The 17,352-nt window shown below is 73.2% G+C and carries 19 protein-coding genes; 9 read left to right on the plus strand and 10 right to left on the minus strand.

Features of this window, described 5'->3' with window-relative positions; all coding sequences use genetic code 11:
* The first annotated feature begins 7 nt into the window (after window positions 1-7).
* Window positions 8-1,153 (plus strand): Mrp/NBP35 family ATP-binding protein, encoded by a 1,146-nt coding sequence (locus tag ACLQ2X_RS06220; RefSeq protein ID WP_425679957.1) that lies wholly within the window; start codon window positions 8-10, stop codon window positions 1,151-1,153.
* A gap of 145 nt (window positions 1,154-1,298) precedes the next feature.
* Here the strand turns inward: ACLQ2X_RS06220 and ACLQ2X_RS06225 are convergent, their stop codons facing one another.
* Entirely contained in the window at window positions 1,299-1,724 is a 426-nt protein-coding gene (locus ACLQ2X_RS06225) for a preprotein translocase subunit TatB (protein WP_425679958.1), read from the minus strand.
* A gap of 71 nt (window positions 1,725-1,795) precedes the next feature.
* Window positions 1,796-3,088, minus strand: coding sequence for a S1C family serine protease (locus ACLQ2X_RS06230; RefSeq protein ID WP_425679959.1), 1,293 nt, complete (start codon window positions 3,086-3,088; stop codon window positions 1,796-1,798).
* A 305-nt stretch (window positions 3,089-3,393) separates the two neighbouring features.
* On the opposite strand from ACLQ2X_RS06230, the gene ACLQ2X_RS06235 reads away from it, so the two are divergent.
* Window positions 3,394-3,966: an O-methyltransferase gene (locus ACLQ2X_RS06235; protein ID WP_425679960.1), complete on the plus strand. Its 573-nt coding sequence runs from the start codon at window positions 3,394-3,396 to the stop codon at window positions 3,964-3,966.
* A 5-nt stretch (window positions 3,967-3,971) separates the two neighbouring features.
* Here the strand turns inward: ACLQ2X_RS06235 and ACLQ2X_RS06240 are convergent, their stop codons facing one another.
* Both ACLQ2X_RS06240 and ACLQ2X_RS06245 read right to left on the minus strand, forming a co-directional pair.
* A complete protein-coding gene (locus tag ACLQ2X_RS06240) occupies window positions 3,972-5,432 on the minus strand; it encodes a leucyl aminopeptidase family protein (protein ID WP_425679961.1) in 1,461 nt (486 codons plus the stop codon).
* 145 nt (window positions 5,433-5,577) lie between these two features.
* Window positions 5,578-5,745, minus strand: a complete 168-nt coding sequence (locus ACLQ2X_RS06245; RefSeq protein WP_013283866.1) for a DUF3117 domain-containing protein — start codon at window positions 5,743-5,745, stop codon at window positions 5,578-5,580.
* Window positions 5,746-5,932: 187 nt separating this feature from the next.
* Here ACLQ2X_RS06245 and ACLQ2X_RS06250 point away from each other — a divergent pair, with 187 nt between their 5' ends.
* Both ACLQ2X_RS06250 and ACLQ2X_RS06255 read left to right on the plus strand, forming a co-directional pair.
* Window positions 5,933-6,751, plus strand: a complete 819-nt coding sequence (locus tag ACLQ2X_RS06250; protein WP_425679962.1) for a PaaX family transcriptional regulator C-terminal domain-containing protein — start codon at window positions 5,933-5,935, stop codon at window positions 6,749-6,751.
* 3 nt (window positions 6,752-6,754) lie between these two features.
* Complete coding sequence (locus tag ACLQ2X_RS06255; protein WP_425679963.1) at window positions 6,755-7,546, plus strand: enoyl-CoA hydratase-related protein; 792 nt, start codon at window positions 6,755-6,757, stop codon at window positions 7,544-7,546.
* Between the two features lie 18 nt (window positions 7,547-7,564).
* On the opposite strand, the gene ACLQ2X_RS06260 is transcribed toward ACLQ2X_RS06255, so the two are convergent.
* From ACLQ2X_RS06260 to ACLQ2X_RS06275, 4 genes are read right to left on the minus strand one after another with little or no spacing between them, the layout of a single operon-like run.
* The gene (locus ACLQ2X_RS06260; RefSeq protein ID WP_425679964.1) at window positions 7,565-8,188 is read right to left on the minus strand and encodes a hypothetical protein; all 624 of its coding nucleotides are present in this window, start codon (window positions 8,186-8,188) and stop codon (window positions 7,565-7,567) included.
* Between the two features lie 35 nt (window positions 8,189-8,223).
* A complete protein-coding gene (locus ACLQ2X_RS06265) occupies window positions 8,224-8,808 on the minus strand; it encodes a DNA-3-methyladenine glycosylase I (protein ID WP_425679965.1) in 585 nt (194 codons plus the stop codon).
* A 44-nt stretch (window positions 8,809-8,852) separates the two neighbouring features.
* Complete coding sequence (locus tag ACLQ2X_RS06270; protein WP_425679966.1) at window positions 8,853-9,350, minus strand: SRPBCC family protein; 498 nt, start codon at window positions 9,348-9,350, stop codon at window positions 8,853-8,855.
* Window positions 9,347-9,970, minus strand: a complete 624-nt coding sequence (locus tag ACLQ2X_RS06275) for a DivIVA domain-containing protein (protein ID WP_425679967.1) — start codon at window positions 9,968-9,970, stop codon at window positions 9,347-9,349. The genes ACLQ2X_RS06270 and ACLQ2X_RS06275 overlap by 4 nt, the downstream gene beginning before the upstream one ends.
* 165 nt (window positions 9,971-10,135) lie before the next feature.
* On the opposite strand from ACLQ2X_RS06275, the gene folP reads away from it, so the two are divergent.
* On the plus strand, window positions 10,136-11,005 hold the full coding sequence (folP, locus tag ACLQ2X_RS06280) for a dihydropteroate synthase (protein WP_425679968.1): 870 nt from the start codon (window positions 10,136-10,138) through the stop codon (window positions 11,003-11,005).
* Between the two features lie 74 nt (window positions 11,006-11,079).
* On the opposite strand, the gene ACLQ2X_RS06285 is transcribed toward folP, so the two are convergent.
* Window positions 11,080-11,457, minus strand: a complete 378-nt coding sequence (locus ACLQ2X_RS06285; protein WP_425679969.1) for an NADH-quinone oxidoreductase subunit A — start codon at window positions 11,455-11,457, stop codon at window positions 11,080-11,082.
* 126 nt (window positions 11,458-11,583) lie between these two features.
* Between ACLQ2X_RS06285 and ACLQ2X_RS06290 the strand changes: the two genes are divergently transcribed.
* The 3 genes from ACLQ2X_RS06290 to ACLQ2X_RS06300 all read left to right on the plus strand — a co-directional run bounded on the left by ACLQ2X_RS06290 (window position 11,584) and on the right by ACLQ2X_RS06300 (window position 16,055).
* The gene (locus tag ACLQ2X_RS06290) at window positions 11,584-12,984 is read left to right on the plus strand and encodes a hypothetical protein (RefSeq protein ID WP_425679970.1); all 1,401 of its coding nucleotides are present in this window, start codon (window positions 11,584-11,586) and stop codon (window positions 12,982-12,984) included.
* Between the two features lie 196 nt (window positions 12,985-13,180).
* Complete coding sequence (locus ACLQ2X_RS06295; RefSeq protein WP_425679971.1) at window positions 13,181-15,028, plus strand: 2-oxoacid:acceptor oxidoreductase subunit alpha; 1,848 nt, start codon at window positions 13,181-13,183, stop codon at window positions 15,026-15,028.
* Window positions 15,021-16,055: a 2-oxoacid:ferredoxin oxidoreductase subunit beta gene (locus ACLQ2X_RS06300; RefSeq protein ID WP_425679972.1), complete on the plus strand. Its 1,035-nt coding sequence runs from the start codon at window positions 15,021-15,023 to the stop codon at window positions 16,053-16,055. Before ACLQ2X_RS06295 ends, ACLQ2X_RS06300 begins: the two co-directional genes overlap by 8 nt.
* 75 nt (window positions 16,056-16,130) lie before the next feature.
* On the opposite strand, the gene ACLQ2X_RS06305 is transcribed toward ACLQ2X_RS06300, so the two are convergent.
* Window positions 16,131-16,778, minus strand: coding sequence for an FMN-dependent NADH-azoreductase (locus ACLQ2X_RS06305; protein ID WP_425679973.1), 648 nt, complete (start codon window positions 16,776-16,778; stop codon window positions 16,131-16,133).
* 87 nt (window positions 16,779-16,865) lie between these two features.
* Between ACLQ2X_RS06305 and ACLQ2X_RS06310 the strand changes: the two genes are divergently transcribed.
* Window positions 16,866-17,345 carry a MarR family winged helix-turn-helix transcriptional regulator gene (locus tag ACLQ2X_RS06310; RefSeq protein WP_425679974.1) on the plus strand — a complete coding sequence of 160 codons (480 nt, stop codon included), beginning with the start codon at window positions 16,866-16,868 and terminating at the stop codon, window positions 17,343-17,345.
* Window positions 17,346-17,352: the final 7 nt, after the last annotated feature.

Genomic DNA, 17,352 nt, shown 5'->3' on the forward strand with positions numbered 1-17,352 from the left:
TGCGGGCATGTCAGCACCCGTCAGCACCGTCTCCGACGCGATCCAGGCCGCCCTGGCCACCGTCAACGACCCGGAGATCCGCCGGCCGATCACCGAACTCGGCATGGTCCGCTCCGCCGAGCGCGACGACGACGGCGTGGTCCGGGTGGAGCTGCTGCTCACCGTGGCCGGCTGCCCGCTGAAGGACAAGCTGCGCAACGACATCACCGCCGCCGTCGGCGCGGTGCCCGGGGTGAGCCGAGTCGAGATCATCTTCGGGGTGATGAGCCCGGAGCAGCGCCAGGAGTTGCAGTCGAAGCTGCGCGGCGGCGGCACCGCCGAGCCGGTGATCCCGTTCGCCCAGCCCGGCTCCCGGACCCGCGTCTACGCGGTCGCCAGCGGCAAGGGCGGCGTCGGCAAGTCCAGCGTCACGGTCAACCTGGCCGCCGCGCTGGCCGCCCGGGGCATGTCCGTCGGTGTGGTCGACGCCGACATCTACGGCCACTCGGTGCCCCGGATGCTCGGCGCGGACGGCGCGCCGACCCGCGTCGAAGACATGATCATGCCGCCGCAGTCGCACGGCGTGAAGGTGATCTCGATCGGCATGTTCACCCCCGGCAACGCGGCGGTGGTGTGGCGCGGCCCGATGCTGCACCGGGCGCTGCAACAGTTCCTCGCCGACGTCTACTGGGGTGACCTGGACGTCCTCCTGCTCGACCTGCCGCCGGGCACCGGGGACATCGCGATCTCGGTGGCCCAGTTGCTGCCGAACGCGGAGATCCTGGTGGTCACCACGCCGCAGGCGGCCGCCTCCGAGGTGGCCGAGCGGGCCGGCGCCATCGCCCTGCAGACCCACCAGCGGGTGGTCGGTGTGATCGAGAACATGTCCTGGCTGGAGATGCCGGACGGCTCCCGGATGGAGGTCTTCGGGGCCGGCGGCGGCGCGGCGGTGGCCGAGTCGTTGACCCGCACCATCGGCGCGCAGGTGCCGGTGCTGGGGCAGATCCCGCTCGACACCCGGGTCCGCGAGGGCGGCGACGCCGGTCAGCCGATCGTGCTGACCGACCCGGACGCCCCGGCCGCGAAGGCGCTGTTCCAGGTCGCCGACCGCCTCGCCGTGCGCCGCGAGTCCCTGCTCGGCAAGCCCCTCGGCCTGAAGCCCGCCGGCCGCTGACCCCCACCGCCCCTGCCCGCCCCGCGGGCGGGGGCGGTCCCTGTTCCAGGGTCGATCATGAGGTTGACGGCCGCCGGAAACGGCGTGCCGTGCCGTCAGATTCAGTCAGCATCGACGGCGAGATCCCGGAGACCCGCGGCGGGCGTCAGGTGGCGTCGTCGTAGGACGGGCGCGGGGACGGCGCGGTCGGGGCGGCGGGGGTGGCCACGGCGGGGCGGGACGCGGGGGTACGCAGATCGGCGGCCTTGGCGACGTCCTTCAGCTCGTCGTGCACGCCTGTGACGTCCGAGCGCAGGTTGTCGTACATGCTCTGCAGCGGCTTGCGGAGCGCCTGCTCGTCCTCCTCGCTGAGCAGGTGCTTACGGATGAACGCCTTGGGGTGCAGGTCCTCCAGCTGGATGTCGGTGCCCAGCTCGCGGCTCAGGTCGCCGGTCGCGTTCCGCGCCATGTTGCGCAGGTTGCGGACCATCCGAAGGCCGTCGTTGATCACGTTGGGGAGCCGGTCCCCGAAGATCAACAGGGCGAGGAGCAGCAGGGCGCCGATCTCCCACCAGTTCAGGTTCTCGAACACCGCGGCCTCCTCATCCGTGACAGGGCAAGACTACGCACGTGAGGTGACCCTCCGGGAGGGGTACGGGGCCCTCACTTCGCATCCGCGGCCAGTGTCACCGACGCGTTCTGCCGGGCCGACCCACGCCGATACTCCACCGTCACCACCGAGCCGGGCGCGTACTTGCGCACCAGGGCCACCAGATCGGTCGGGTCGGTCATCGGATGGCGGTCCAGCCGCAGCACCACGTCGCCGGTGCGCAACCCGGCGGCCGCCGCCGGACCGGCCGGCTCGACCGCGTTGAGACGGACCCCGCCGCCGGTCGCGCCCGTGCCGCCCACCTGGGCGCCGATCACCGTACGCCGGGCCTTGCCGGTGCCGATGATCTCCTCGGCGATCCGCTTCGCCTGGTTGATCGGGATGGCGAAGGCCAGACCGATGTTGCCGGCCTCCTGCCCGTCGGCCACCAGCGACTTGATCGTCGAGTTCACCCCGACCACCCGACCGGCCCCGTCCACGAGCGGGCCGCCGGAGTTGCCGTGGTTGACCGCCGCGTCGGTCTGGATCGCCGCGTAGTAGCGGATCGGGCCGCCCGGCTCACCGGCCCGCATCGTCCGGTCCAGCGCGCTGACGATGCCGGCGGTCACGGTGTTGGCCAGCGACAACGGCGAGCCGACGGCGAGCACCGGGTCGCCGACGGCCAGTGTGTCGGAGTCGCCGAACTGCACCGGGGTCAGTCCGGTGCGGGAGACCTTGATCACCGCAAGGTCCGACTCCGGGTCCTGCCCGACGACGGTGGCCGCGGCGGTGCTGCCGTCGTTGAACACGACGGTGGCCTTGCCGGGGCCGTCGGCGACCACGTGGTCGTTGGTGACGATGTGCCCCTCGGTACTGACCACGAACCCGGAGCCCTCGCTTGTGCCGCCGAGGCTGGCCACCCGGATGGTGACCACGCTGGGCAGGACCCGCTCGGCGACCCCGGCAAGCGACTCGGGCTTGCGCTGGGTCAGCGCCGGGGCCTGCCCGGCCTGCGCACCCAGCGTCGGCACGTCCCCGCCACGCAGCAGCGCGTACGTCAGGGCGCTGCCCAGCGAGCCGGCCAACAGCGCGGTGACCAGTGAGATCAGCACCACCTGTCGCATCCCCGGCCGGGTCGGCGCATCCGGGTCCGTCACCGGTTCCGGCTCACTCGTCCCGGCCTGCGGGGCGGCCGGGACCACCACCGCCGTGGGGGCGTACGGGTCCCGCCACGGGTCGGCGAGCGCGTCGGACCACCACGGCGAGGCCGTCTGATCCGGGGTGCCCCGCAGCGGCCCCTCGGGCCCTGGCCCGCCTGCCGCTGCCGGCGAGCCGCCGGGCCGGCGCCAGTCCCAGCCGTCCGTCACGTCGGTGCCTCCCACTCCGTGCCGCTGGCCCCGCGCCGAAGACCGGCGGAGCCGGACGAGGGTGACGCGCGGGACACATCCAGGATTACACGGATGCCGCGAATGGAGTCAGGGGTTGTCGTCCGTGATCGCCCGACGGCGGGCTCGCGGCTGCGCCGGTACCGGCCCGCATCTACGCTCACAGTGCACACCGCCCCTCGCACCACCCCGCCCCCCGGAGGTGTCCCATCGCCACGGTCGCCGGTCACGGCAGCTCGACGGCCCAGGCGCTGCAGTTCGCCGAGTCGTACGTCACCGAGGATCTCGTGCTGCGCACGGCCCGCGCCCTCGCCCACGAGGTGGGCGTGGAAGCGGTGACGCCCGGCTCGGGTTCCGCGCTGCGGCTGCTCGCCGCCGCCGGCAACGCCCGTGCGGTGGTGGAGATCGGCACCGGCACCGGGGTCAGCGGCGTCTGGCTGCTGCGCGGGATGCGCCCGGACGGCGTGCTTACCACGATCGACGTGGAGGTCGAATACCAGCGCATCGCCCGGCGCCTGTTCCAGGAGGCGGGTTTCCCGTCGGGGCGTACCCGGATCATCACCGGGCGGGCCCTCGACGTGCTGCCCCGGCTCGCGGACGGCGTCTACGACCTGGTCTTCGTGGACGCGGCGGCGACCGGCTACGCCGCGTACGTGGACGCGGCGCTGCGGCTGCTGCGGCCCGGCGGTGTGCTCGCGCTCAACGGCGCCCTGGCCGCCGGCCGGATCGGTGACCCGGCGGCACGGGACGTCGAGACGGTCACGGTCCGGGAGACGATAAAGGCGATCCGCGAGTCGGAGAACTGGGTGCCCGCGCTGCTGCCGGTCGGCCACGGGCTGCTCGCCGCCGTGAAGAGCTGACCCGCTCAGCCGAGCGTCGCCAGCCACCGCAGCAACCCGCGTACGCCCCAGCCGGTGGCGCCCTTGACCAGTTCGCCGTTCGTGTCGTCGGACCAGGACGGGGCGGACATGTCCAGGTGCGCCCACCGGTCCCGCAGGTCGCCGGTGAACTCCCGCAGGAACAGCGCGGCCACCACCGACCCGGCGCCCCGAGCCGGGGAGCTGTGCAGGTCGGCGATGTCGCTGCCCAGATATTCCAGGTAGTCGTCGGCCAGCGGCAGCCGCCAGGCCCGTTCACCGGCCGCGCTGATCGCGTCGAGCAGGTCGTCGGCCAGCGTGTCGTTCTCGCTGTAGAGCGCGGCGTGCCGCTTGCCCAGGGCAACCGCGTTGGCGCCGGTCAGGGTCGCCAGGTCGACGAGCAGGTCCGGCTTCAGTTCGCGGACGGCGTACGCCAGCGCGTCGGCGAGCACCAGCCGCCCCTCGGCGTCGGTGTTGGTGCTCTCGCTGGTCAGCCCGCCGTAGTGCCGGATGATGTCGCCGGGGCGGAAGGCCGAGCCGCTGACCGCGTTCTCGGCAAGCGGGGCCAGCGTGGTGACCCGTACCGGCAGGCGCAACTCGGCGGCGCCGAGCGTAGCGGCGAGGACGGCGGCGGCCCCACCCATGTCCTTGCGCATGAGCTTCATGGCCGGCACCGGCTTGATCGAGATGCCGCCGGTGTCGAAGGTGATGCCCTTGCCGACCAGCACCACGTGGGTGCGCGCGCCGGCCGGCCGCCAGTCCAGCTCGACCAGGCGCGGCCCCTGGGCCGAGCCGCCGCCGACGGCCAGGAGACCGCCGAAGCCCTCGGCGGCCAGCTCCTGCGGCTCCCGGACCCGCAGGTGCAGGTCGGCCCGGCCGGACGCGGCCTGCGCCACCTGGTCGGCGAGCCACCGCGGGTTCTTGGTCGACGCCGGCATGTTCGTCAGGTCCCGGGCCAGCATGGTCATCTCGGCGGTGGTCCGGGCGGTGGCGAGCGTGCCGGCGAGCGCGTCCGGGTCGGCGGTCAGGATCTGCGCCTCGGCCAGGGCGGGTCGTTCGCCGGCCTCGGTGAGGCGGAAGCGGTACGCGCCGAGCAGCAGCCCTTCGGCCAGTCCGCGTAGCGCCGCGGTCGCCTCCCCGGACAACGCGATTGTGATCTGTGTCTCATCTCGCCCGGCACGGGCCAGCGCCCCACCTGCGGTACGCCAGTCGCGCTCGCCGCCGTCCCCGACGCCGAGCAACCAGAGCCGGGCCGGGCGGCCGCCGGGGCGGAGGTGTTCGCGCAGTTCCCCAGCGGTACCGGTGAGCCGGGACGCGGCCAGCACGGCGGTCGCCTCGGCCCGGACGTCGTCGTCCGGCGCGACCGCGGTCGGGGCCAGTTCGGCCGGGGCATCCGGCCCTCCGGGACGAACGGGCAGGACAAGGGCCGCGGGCTCCGAGGACCCACGCACCAGACGAATGGCCAGCACGCTGGACAGTACCTCCGAAACTGCATCGAGCGGGACTTTTCGCCGCTCAGCGGTCGAGAAAGGCCCTGAGCCACCGGCCATGCCGGTGGCTCAGGGTAGGACGAACCGCCCGCACGACGGATGTCGCGCGGGCGGACTCCTCGAATCAGCCGGCGGCCGCCTTGAGCGCGTCACCAAGCGCGGTGGCCTCGTCGGGAGTCATCTCGACGACGAGCCGGCCACCACCCTCCAGCGGGACCCGCATGACGATGCCCCGGCCCTCCTTGGTGACTTCCAGCGGACCGTCGCCCGTCCGCGGCTTCATCGCCGCCATGTTGTCTCCCCTCAGACCTACGCCAGGGTCGGTGGGTTGCCCCACAGCCACTTCGCCACGCCTGCCGCAATTATCGCGGAGGCTCGGCAACGATTTTCCCTGATGAACACCGCCGGACCCAAACCGAGGCAGCATTGATGTAACAGCATCTAGCTTATCTTGGGTAGGCCTGTCACAATGTGCGGTCATGCAGGCACGGTCGGCACTCTTCGACCTGTACGGCGACCACCTCCGCGCCCGAGGTGGCCGCGCACCGGTGGCCGCCCTGGTCAAGCTGCTCGCCCCGCTCGGGATCGCGCCACCGGCGGTACGCACCGCGGTCTCCCGCATGGTCCGCCAGGGCTGGCTGGAACCGCTGCGTCTCTCCTCCGGGCCGGGATATTCGATCACGCCGAAGGCGGGCCGTCGACTCGACGAGGCAGCGTCCCGGATCTACCGGACCGGACGGCACAGTTGGGACGGAAGGTTCGATCTCCTGGTGCTCACCGCGCCCGCCTCCCGGCGGGACCGGCAGCGGCTCGCCGCCAATCTCAGCTTCCTCGGCTACGGCACGCTCGACGACTGCACCTGGGTCGCGACCCGCCCCGGCGAGGACGTCGACCTGCTGCTCGACGAGGCGGGCGTGCGCTTCGAGCGGTTCACCGCCGCGCACGCCGCCGGCACACCCGGCGCCATGGGCGTGGTACGCCGGGCCTGGGACCTGACCGAGATCGGCCGGGCGTACGAGCGCTTCGTCGCCGAGCAGAAGCCGCTGCTGTCCGGGGTCACCGTGCGCAGCAGCGACGAGGAGGCGTACGCGGCCCGGTTCCGGCTGGTGCACGCGTGGCGTACCTTCCTGTTCCGGGACCCGCAGTTGCCGCCGGCGCTGCTGCCCGAGCGCTGGCCGGGCACCAGCGCGGCCAGTTTCTTCGACCGGCACGCGACCCGGCTCCGGCCGGCCGCCGACCGGTACGTCGAGCAGTGCCTCGACGCCAGCCACCGCCTCGCCCGACAGAAGGGTCGTTAGAACGTGACCGAGCCGCTGCTCGTCGACCGCACCGACGCCGTCGTCACCCTGACCCTGAACCGCCCGACGGCGATGAACGCGCTCGACGTGGCGCTCAAGGAGGCGCTCCGGGACGTCCTGGCCGAGCTGGAGACCGACCGGTCCTGCCGGGCGGTCGTGCTGGCCGGTGCCGGTGGCGCGTTCAGCGCCGGGCAGGACCTGCGTGAGCACGTGCAGACGCTGGACTCGGTGGGCGCCGACCCGCTGGGCACTGTCCGGGCCCACTACAACCCGATCGCCGCCCGGCTGGCGAACCTGCCCAAGCCGGTGGTCGCCGCCGTACGCGGGATGGCCGCCGGGGCCGGCGCCTCGCTGGCGTTCCTGGCCGACTTCCGCATCGGCGGCCCGAAGACCCGGTTCCTGATGGCGTTCGCCGGGGTGGGGCTCGCCGCCGACACCGGCGCCTCCTGGACGCTGCCCCGCCTGGTCGGCCACGCCAAGGCGGTCGAGCTGCTGATGCTCGCCGAGCCGGTCGGCGCCGACGACGCCTGCCGGCTGGGTCTGCTCACCCGGCTGGTGGACGACGACGAGCAGGTCCTCCCGGCGGCGCAGGAACTGGCCGCCCGGCTCGCCGCCGGACCGACCGTCGCGTACGGGGCGATCAAGCGGCAGCTCTCCATCGCCGACGCCGGCACGCTCGCCGACGCGCTCGCCGCCGAGGCGCAGGCGCAGACGATCTGTGGGGCCACCGCTGACCACCGGGCCGCCACCCGGGCGTTCGTCAACAAGCAGAAGCCGGTCTTCGAGGGCCGCTGACCGGGCGCTGCCCGGCCGTCAGTCGTCCTCCTCCGGGTCCTGGTTGGCCTCGACCCCGAGCACGAACGCCTGCATGGCCAGCTCGTCGCCGTAGGGTGAGACGAACGCCGGCAACTCCCGCGGCCCCAGCTCCTGCACGTAGGACCAGAAGATCCGCACCGCCTCGGCCCGTGAGGTCGCCTCGATCGGCAGATCCAGGCTGACCAGCCAGGTGCTGCGGGTCGGCGGCGGGCCCAGCCGGTCGGCCAGGGACCGCCAGCGGGCGGCGTCCAGCGCCACGACCGGCCCGTCGAGGACCGGGCCGTCCACCGGCACCGGCTCGTCGAGCACCCGCCGGGTGTACGTCACCACGAGCGCCCCGACGGCCGGGTCGGACAGCGGGTCGTCCGGGTCCTCCCGGGCCCCGGCGTCAGCCGACGCGACCCGCCCGAGGGCGACCAGCCGCAGCGGCTCGTCGACAAGCACCGCCACCCGGTCACCCGGCTGGGGGCGGGACGCCCGCGGCAGCCCGGTCAGCTCCAGCACGTCGTGGTGCACCAGTCGCTCGGCCTCGAAACGCTCGGCGGGCAGCAGCACCGCCCACGCGCCGGTCGCGGTGTCACCGTCGGTCGTCCCGCTCGTACGCGGCTCGATGTCGGTCATGTCCCAATCCCATCACGCCGGGCCGGGGCGGTCGGTCACACCCCGGCCCGGTCACCGCTCACGTGGCAGTCGGCGAGGTGGTCGTCGACCATGCCGGTGGCCTGCATCAGGGCGTAGGCGGTGGTGGGGCCGACGAACCGGAAACCCCGCTTCTTGAGCGCCTTGGCCATCGCGGTCGACTCCGGGGTGGTCGCCGGCACCTCGGCGAAGGACCGGGGGCGCGCCGCCCGGGGTGCGGGCGCGTAGGACCAGAGCAGCGCGGAGAGGCCGTCGGGCAGGTCCAGCGCGGCCCGGGCGTTGGCGACGGCCGCCTCGATCTTGGCCCGGTTGCGGACGATCCCGGCGTCGGCCATCAGCCGGGCCACGTCGGCCTCGCCGTAGCGGGCCACCGCGTCGATCCGGAAGCCGTCGAAGGCCAGCCGGAACGCCTGCCGCTTGCGCAGGATGGTCAGCCAGGACAGGCCGGACTGGAACGCCTCCAGGGTGAGCCGTTCGTAGAGCGCGTCGTCGCCGCGCAGCGGCCGGCCCCACTCGCGGTCGTGGTAGACGGCGTAGTCCGGGGTGCTCGCCCCCCAGGCGCAACGGGACAGCCCGTCGGCGCCGGTCACCAGGTCAGTCACGACGTACACGGTAGGTCAGCCCACCGACAGCCGGACCGCTCCGCTCAGGGCAGGCGGCCCTGCTCGACCAGTCGGGCGAACTTCTTCAACGCCTGGGTCAGGCTGAACTTCGAGCCGGGCCAGAGCACCGGCCAGGCCACCCGGCCGGCCGGCCCGCCCGGCAGGTGGAACCACTCGTGCCAGACCACCTGGGTGCGGTCGGGGCCCATCGGGGTGCAGCGCAGCACGCCGGGACCGCGCAGCAGCTTGCCGCAGTGCACCACCCCGACCTCGTACGGGGCGTCGACCCGGACCACCCGCATCTCGTCCCGGAGCACCGCCGGCCCGAGCGTGGTGACGGCCTCGACGAGGCTGCCCTCGCCGCCGTCGCCCTCGACCACCCGCACCGTCGTCAACGGGATCCAGTCCGACTGCCGCTCCCACGCGGTCAGCGCGGCGAACACCCGGTCGGCCGGCGCGTTCACCAGCACGGTGGCGGTGACCTCGGCGGCACCGCGTCGCGCCGCCTCGGCGAAGTCCCCGGGCCGGTCCGGGCCGGTCACGCCGACTCCGAGCGGACCACCGACCCGCGCTCCCGGTCGTCACCCCCGCCGGCGAGGTCGTTCGCCGGGGCGGTGGTGTCCTCGGTGGCGGCGGCCGCGGGGGCCTCTGCCACGCCCGCCTCTGCCACGCCCGCCTCCGCCCGGTCCGCCTCCGCCCGGTCCGCCTCCACCCGGTCGGTCTCCACCCGGTCGGTCTCCGCCGACAGGTCGATTACGACCGGTTCGTTCGCCGACGGCGTGTCGGTCTCCGGCCGCACCGCGGCGGCGGCCTCCGCGCGGGCCTGGCGCAGCGCGTCGGCGTCCTCGATCCGCCCCTCGCGCAGGGCCGCGTTCTCCGCCTCCAGCACGCCGATCAGCTCCGACTTGTAGCCGATGTCGTAGGCCGCCCGGCGCAGCGCGGCGTCGACCTGGGCCATCCGGTAGCCGCGCAGCGCCGTGTCGAAACGGGTGCGGGCCACGTCCGACTCGTCGAGCGGGCGGCCGCCCGGCAGAGGCACGGCCTGCCCGTCCGGCTCGACCGGCGCGAGGCCCGGGTCCTTTCCGGAAACCAGCACCGTCACCCCGAACACCACAGCCGCGACGGTCAGCGCGACGACCAAGAGGAGCAAGACCTCACCCATGCAGAGATCGTGGCATGCCCGCCCGGATCGGGCGAGCCCTCCGACGGGTCCGGTCGGGATTCGCGGCATCCTCCCCGGCCGTGTGCCACCGCCCCCGGGCGGCGGCACGGGGATGACCGGATAGCGTCGAACCGGCCGGCGTGGGCCGGGCGACGAGGAGGCGGCATGACCGGGGCGTTGCGGCTGGGCGGGCGGACCTTCGCCCCCGGTGAGCTGGTGGTGATGGCGATCGTCAACCGCACCCCCGACTCGTTCTTCGACCGCGGCTCCACCTTCGCCCAGGACAGCGCGCTGCGAGCGGTGGAACGCGCGGTCACCGAGGGCGCGGAGATCATCGACATCGGCGGGGTGAAGGCGGGCCCGGGCGACGAGGTGGACGTGGCCGAGGAGATCCGGCGCACGGTGGACACCATCGCCGCGGTCCGGGCCGCGTTTCCCGACGTGGTCATCTCCATCGACACCTGGCGGGCCGAGGTGGCGGTGGAGGCCATCGGCGCCGGCGCCGACCTGCTCAACGACACCTGGTCGGGGGCGGACCCGGCACTGGCCCGGGTCGCCGCGACCACAGGTGCCGGGCTGGTGTGCTCGCACGCCGGCGGGCTCGCCCCGCGTACCCGCCCGCACCGGGCGGCCTTCGACGACGTGGTGGCCGACGTGCTCACCACCGTCACCGGGCTCGCCGAACGCGCGGTCGGGCTGGGCGTACGCCGGGACGGCATCCTGATCGACCCAGCGCACGACTTCGGCAAGAACACCCGGCACTCGCTGGAGATCACCCGGCGGTTGGCCGAGCTGACCGGCACCGGTTGGCCGCTGCTGGTGGCGCTGTCGAACAAGGACTTCATCGGCGAGACGCTCGACCTGCCGGTGCCCGAGCGGCTGGAGGGGACGCTGGCCGCCACCGCGGTGTCGGCGTGGCTCGGCGCCCGGGTGTTCCGCGCCCACCAGGTCCGTCAGACCCGCCGGGTGCTGGACATGGTCGCGTCGATCCGGGGGGACCGGCCGCCGGCGGTGGGCCGGCGCGGCCTGGCCTGACAGGTCAGGTCAGGTCAGGTCAGGTCAGGTCAGGTCAGGTCAGGTCAGGTCAGGTCAGGTCAGGTCAGGTCAGGTCAGGTCCAGCGCAGCACGCCGCGCCGCCAGGCGTAGAGGATGCCGAGCGCGACGATCGCCACGAACACCCCCATCTCGGCCACCGTGGTGGCGCCGAAGCCGGGGCGGTCGAAGACCAGCGCCCAGGGGAACAGGAACACCGCCTCGACCGCGAAGAGCACGTAGAGGTAGGCGTAGACGTAGTAGCGGATCTGCATCTGGGCCCAGTCGCCGCCGACCGGGTCGAGACCGCACTCGTAGCTGGTCCGCTTGCCCCAGGGCTCGGCCGGCCGGGCGGGACGTAACACCCGATTGGCCGAGAACGCCGTCACGAAGAAGAGCACGGCGGCGAGCAGCAGCAGACCGAGCGTGGCGTACGACCCCAGGTATCCGCTCACGCCCGGAGCGTACCGGTCCCGCCCGGCCGTCCCGAACACGTTACGGATTCGTTTCCTGGCCGGACTAGTGCTGGGCGGCAAGCAAGACCGAATAATGAGACCCTCATGAAACGTCCCGGAGGACAAATGCCTCGCCCTCGCGTTCGTCCCGTCCGGCGCGCCACGGTCCGCCGTACCCTCGTCGGGTTCGCGGCGGTGATGGTCGCGGCGGTGGGTGCGGTGACGCCGCCGACGTGGGCCGGCGCCGCGCCGAACGGTGTGGTGCGGGCCGTCGAGCCGGTCGACCCGGGCGGAGGCATCGAGGGCGACCCGACCGAGCCGCCGCCCACCGAGGAGCCGACGGTCACTCCCTCGGACCCACCGCCCACCGAGGCCCCACCCCCGCCGACCGAACCCGCGGCGACCACGCCGCCCCCACCGCCGGCCACCACCGCGCCGGCCGACCCCGCGCCGATCACCACCGCGCCGGCCACCACCGCGCCCGCCCCGCCGCCGCCTCCGCCGCCGGCCGCACCGCCGGCCCAGCCCTCACGGCCACCGGGCAGCGGGCAGCTGGGGGTACGGGTGCAGACCGACGACGTGGTGCTCACCCCGTCCTACTGGAACGCGGACAGCACGGTGACCACGCTGCGGGTGACCGTGACGAACACCGGCGAACGGGCGGAGCGGATCAGCCTCGGCTACACGTTGCCGCCCGGGCTGACCGACGCGGGCACGCCGGGCTGCGTCGCGGCCGGCGGGGTGGACCACCGCTGCGCCGGGTGGGACGCCCCGCCGGGGGCTCGGTTCAGTGCGGTCCTGCAGCTCCGGGTCGCCGGGGACGCGTGGCGGACCATGCCGTTGGCCGGTTCGGTACGGGTCAGCGCGGTCGCACCCGGGATCCCCGGTGAGGCGTACGACGACGAGGGGTTCGCGGTGCTCTTCCCCGCCGGACCGCCGGTGCCCGGCATCTCGCTGCGCGCCGACGAGGTGCTCTTCGACATCAGCGGCGCGCCCAGCACGCTTACCGTGCGGCTGGGCAACACCGGCGAGGTGGACGCCACCGGCCGGGTGGAGGTGCTGCTGCCGGCCGGGGTGACCGCCGGCGGCCCCACGGGCGGCTGCGCCGCCGTCTCCCCCGACCGGACCCGGTGCGAGCTGGGTGTCCTGCCGGCCGGCCGGGTCGCCACCCTGCGGCTGACGCTTGTCGCCTCGGCGGAGGCGCAGCGGCGGGCACCACTGTCCGGCGCGGTGATCGGCCGGCTGGACCCGCGCAGCGGGCGGGACCGGCAGGTCCAGATGAGTTTCCGGATCAGCGCGGCGGCGGCGGACGCCACGCCGCCGCAGGGGGCGCCGATGCCGACCGGCTCGCAGGGGGTGCTGGCCGCGGGCGGCACGCCGAAGGACGACACCTCGACCCGGGGGTTCGCGATCGCGCTGATCGCCGTGTCCGGGCTCCTGGTCGTGCTCGCGCTGGCGTTGGCGACCCGCTCGCTGCGCCGCCGCAGCGACATCACGCTGCCGGACCGTCCGGCCACCGACAGGTGATCATGAATATATAGTGATCTGGGTTACGGTCGAGGTACTAAACCCTGCAAATCGGGGCATACGACTGCTCGATCCGGTCCCACACGGCGGACCTCGACCAAGGTCGCCCTAAGCGGGCGACGTAGGCTCTGATGTGAGAAACGGAGCGGGCCGGACCGGCGAGGGGTGACGGCGCTCAGCGAATCGAGGTGCGGGTGTGACCAAGCAGATCCGTCAACTGGAACGGGTGGTCATCCGGTTCGCCGGGGACTCCGGCGACGGCATGCAACTCACCGGCGACCGGTTCACCTCGGAGACGGCGCAACTGGGCAACGACATCTCCACGCTGCCCAACTTTCCCGCCGAGATCCGCGCCCCTGCCGGCACCCTGCCGGGCGTGTCGAGCTTCCAGGTGCACTTCGCCGACTACGACATCCTCACCCCGGGTGACGCGCCCAACGTGCTGGTGGCGATGAACCCGGCCGCGCTGAAGGCCAACCTGGCCGACCTGCCGCGCGGGGCGGACATCATCGTCAACACCGACGAGTTCACCCGGCGCAACCTGGCCAAGGTCGGCTACGCGACGAGCCCGCTCGACGACGACACCCTGGCCGGCTACGCGGTGCACCCGGTGGCGCTCACCTCGATGACGGTCGGCGCGCTGGCCGAGCACGCCGTGTCCAAGAAGGACGCCGAGCGGGCCAAGAACATGTTCGCGCTCGGGCTGCTGAGCTGGATGTACTCCCGCCCGTACGAGTCGACCCTGCGGTTCCTGGAGCGCAAGTTCGCCAAGCGCCCCGAGCTGGTCGCGGCGAACGTGGCGGCGTTCCGGGCGGGCTGGAACTTCGGCGAGACCACCGAGGACTTCTCGGTGCGCTACGAGGTGAAGCCGGCCAGGATGCTGCCCGGCACCTACCGCAACATCACCGGCAACGCGGCGCTGTCGCTGGGTCTGGTGGCCGCCGGGGTGCGTTCCGGGCTGCCGGTGTTCCTGGGGGCATACCCGATCACCCCGGCGTCGGACATCCTGCACGAGCTGAGCAAGCACAAGAAGTTCGGCGTGGTCACCATGCAGGCCGAGGACGAGATCGCCGCGGTCGGCGCGGCGCTGGGCGCCTCGTACGGCGGTTCGCTCGGTGTCACCACCACGAGTGGGCCGGGCGTGGCGCTGAAGAGCGAGACGATCTCCCTCGCGGTGGCGCTGGAGCTGCCGCTGGTCATCGTCGACGTGCAGCGGGCCGGGCCGTCCACCGGCATGCCCACCAAGACCGAGCAGGCCGACCTGAACATGGCCCTGTACGGCCGGCACGGCGAGGCCCCGGTCGCGGTGATCGCGCCGAAGTCCCCGGCGGACTGCTTCCACGCCGCACTGGAGGCGGCCCGGATCGCGCTGACCTACCGCACCCCGGTGATCCTGCTCTCCGACAACTACGTGGCCAACGGCTCCGAGCCGTGGCTGCTGCCGGACGTCGAGTCGCTGCCCGACCTGCGGGTCGAGTTCGCCACCCGGCCCAACGGGGACGACGGCACCACGTTCCTGCCGTACCTGCGTGACCCGCAGACGCTGGCCCGCCCGTGGGCGGTGCCGGGCACGCCCGGCCTGGAGCACCGGATCGGCGGCCTGGAGAAGGCCGACAAGACCGGCGACATCTCCTACGACCCGGCCAACCACGACTTCATGGTGCGGACGCGGGCGGCCCGGATCGAGACGATCCCGGTGCCGGACGTCGAGGTGGAGGATCCGGGCGGTGACGCCCGGGTGCTGGTGCTGGGTTGGGGCTCGACGTACGGGCCGATCGGCGCCGCCTGCCGTGGGCTGCGCCAGCGCGGGCTCGCGGTGGCCCAGGCGCACCTGCGGCACCTGGCGCCGATGCCGGCCAACCTCGGCGAGGTGCTGGGCCGCTACGACCGGGTGGTCGTACCGGAGATGAACCTCGGTCAGCTCGCACACGTGATCCGGGCGCGGTACCTGGTCGACGCGATCGGCTACAACCAGGTCCGCGGCCTGCCGTTCACGGCCGCCGAGCTGGAGACGATGCTGGAAGAGGTCCTGAAGAATGTCTGAGCCCGTCACCCTCAAGCTCACCGCCAAGGACTTCAAGTCCGACCAGGAGGTGCGCTGGTGCCCCGGTTGCGGCGACTACGCCATCCTGGCCGCCGTGCAGGGGTTCATGCCGGAGCTGAACATCCCCCGGGAGAACATCGTCTTCGTCTCGGGCATCGGCTGCTCGTCGCGCTTCCCGTACTACATGAACACGTACGGGATGCACTCGATCCACGGTCGCGCCCCGGCGATCGCCACCGGCCTGTCGGTGTCCCGGCCGGACCTGTCGGTGTGGGTGGTCACCGGTGACGGCGACGCGCTCTCCATCGGCGGCAACCACCTGATCCACGCGCTGCGACGCAACGTGAACCTGAAGATCCTGCTGTTCAACAACCGGATCTACGGGCTGACCAAGGGGCAGTACTCGCCGACCTCGGAGGTCGGCAAGATCACCAAGTCGACCCCGGCCGGCTCGGCGGACGCCCCGTTCAACCCGCTGTCGCTGGCGCTCGGCGCGGAGGCCACGTTCGTGGCCCGGACCATCGACTCGGACCGTAAGCACCTGCAGTCGGTGCTGCGGGCCGCCGCCGAGCACCAGGGCTCCGCGTTCGTGGAGATCTACCAGAACTGCAACATCTTCAACGACGGCGCGTTCGAACCGTTGAAGGAGCCGACGACCCGGGACGACTTCCTGATCCGGTTGGAGCACGGGCAGCCGATCACGTTCGGCAAGGACGGGCAGTTCTGCGTCGTCCACCCGCCGGGCGGGTTCGGGCTGGAGGTGCGGGAGACCGGGGCGACCCCGGCCGGGGACATCGTGGTGCACGACGCGACGGTGGCCGATCCGGCGTACGCCTTCGCGCTGTCCCGGCTGCCCGGCCTGGATCTGCGCAACACGCCGATCGGGGTGTTCCGGTCGGTGGGTCGCCCGTCCTACGACAGCGTGGTGCAGGAGCAGGTCGCCACGGCCCGGGCCGGCGTGGACCAGACCCCGGACCAGCAGCTCGCCGCGCTGCTCGGCAGCGGCGACACCTGGACGATCCTCTGAGCCGCCGCTGATCAGCCGTACGCGAGAGGCGGGCCGCTCCCTGACCGGAGCGGCCCGCCTCGTTCTATGCGCCGGTCAGGCGGCCACCGGTGCCGGCACCCACAGCTCGTCGACGGCGCGTTCGGCCGCGGCGAGGCTCTGCTCGAACAGCGGGATCAGCTCGGCCATCGCCGGGTTGACCGGCGCCAGGGTCAGCTCGGCGCAGATGAACCGCGGTTCGAGCCCGGTCAGGGACAGGCCGTGCGGCAGCCACGGCTCGGCGTGGTCCCAGCCCTGCTTCGGGGTGCCCACGCCGTACCCGCCGCCGCGGCTGACCAGGACGACGAACTGGCGTCCGCCGAGCTGCCCGGCGCCGGTCGCCGGGTCGTACGCGATGCCGGGGGCGATCAGGTGGTCGACCCAGGACTTCACGCTGCTGGGCGGACCGTAGTTGTAGAGCGGCAGGCCGAGCAGGACCGTGTCGGCCCGCTTCACCTCGGCCACCACCTCCTGGGTCAGTCGCCAGGACGCCTGCTGCTCGGGGGTGTGCTGATCCGGCGGCACGGCGCGCGCGAGCCCGGTCGCGGTGTCCAGGTGCGGCAGCGGGCTCTGCCCCAGGTCGCGGTAGGTGACGGTGCCGTCGGGGTGGGCGGCCCGCCAGGCGGCGGCCGCGCGCGCGGTGAGCCGTCGGCTGATCGACCGCTCCCCGGTGATGCTGGAGTCGACATGCAGCAGATGAGCCATGGACCATCACTCCTTCGCAGATCATTCGTGTAGGACCAACTATTTATATCAGATTAATGCTCCGGCGGTCCGCGTAAACTGGGTCACATGTCCGCCACCCCCGTCGAGGAGTCGGAGCGTCGCTCCGGGCCACTGCTGCAACACCTGGCCCGGCTTATGCGGCTGCGCTCGGAGACGGTGCTCGCCCCGCTGGGGCTTCGCCCCCGGCACCTGGTGGCGCTGACCGTGCTCCGCGACGCGGACGGCATCAGCCAGCAAGGGCTGGCCGGCACGCTGCAGCTCGACGGCACCAACGTGGTCGGACTGCTCAACGACCTGGAGGCGGATGGTCTGGTGGAACGCCGCCGCTCCCCGCGGGACCGCCGCCGGCACGTGGTCAGCCTCACCGACGCCGGCGCGAACCGGCTGCGCGAGGCCGAGTGCGCGCTCGCCGAGGCGGAGGACGAGGTGCTCGGCGCGTTGGCGCCCGACGAACGGGACCTGCTCTACGACCTGCTGCGCCGGGCCAGCCAGGGCCAGCCGTCGACCTGCACCGAGGCCGCCACGGACCTGCCGGACGCCTGCTGACCTGCGC

The sequence above is a fragment of the Micromonospora sp. DT31 genome (genome assembly GCF_049841795.1).
GTDB lineage: Bacteria > Actinomycetota > Actinomycetes > Mycobacteriales > Micromonosporaceae > Micromonospora.

Bases quoted from the DNA above. Each gene is read 5' to 3' on its own strand.
- ACLQ2X_RS06220 (WP_425679957.1), top strand. From the start codon at position 8: ATGTCAGCACCCGTCAGCACCGTCTCCGACGCGATCCAGGCCGCCCTG.
- ACLQ2X_RS06245 (WP_013283866.1), bottom strand. From the start codon at position 5,745: ATGGCGGCGATGAAGCCGCGGACGGGCGACGGTCCGCTGGAAGTCACC.
- ACLQ2X_RS06250 (WP_425679962.1), top strand. From the start codon at position 5,933: ATGCAGGCACGGTCGGCACTCTTCGACCTGTACGGCGACCACCTCCGC.
- ACLQ2X_RS06260 (WP_425679964.1), bottom strand. From the start codon at position 8,188: ATGACCGACATCGAGCCGCGTACGAGCGGGACGACCGACGGTGACACC.
- ACLQ2X_RS06275 (WP_425679967.1), bottom strand. From the start codon at position 9,970: ATGGGTGAGGTCTTGCTCCTCTTGGTCGTCGCGCTGACCGTCGCGGCT.
- folP (WP_425679968.1), top strand. From the start codon at position 10,136: ATGACCGGGGCGTTGCGGCTGGGCGGGCGGACCTTCGCCCCCGGTGAG.
- ACLQ2X_RS06290 (WP_425679970.1), top strand. From the start codon at position 11,584: ATGCCTCGCCCTCGCGTTCGTCCCGTCCGGCGCGCCACGGTCCGCCGT.
- ACLQ2X_RS06300 (WP_425679972.1), top strand. From the start codon at position 15,021: ATGTCTGAGCCCGTCACCCTCAAGCTCACCGCCAAGGACTTCAAGTCC.
- ACLQ2X_RS06305 (WP_425679973.1), bottom strand. From the start codon at position 16,778: ATGGCTCATCTGCTGCATGTCGACTCCAGCATCACCGGGGAGCGGTCG.
- ACLQ2X_RS06310 (WP_425679974.1), top strand. From the start codon at position 16,866: ATGTCCGCCACCCCCGTCGAGGAGTCGGAGCGTCGCTCCGGGCCACTG.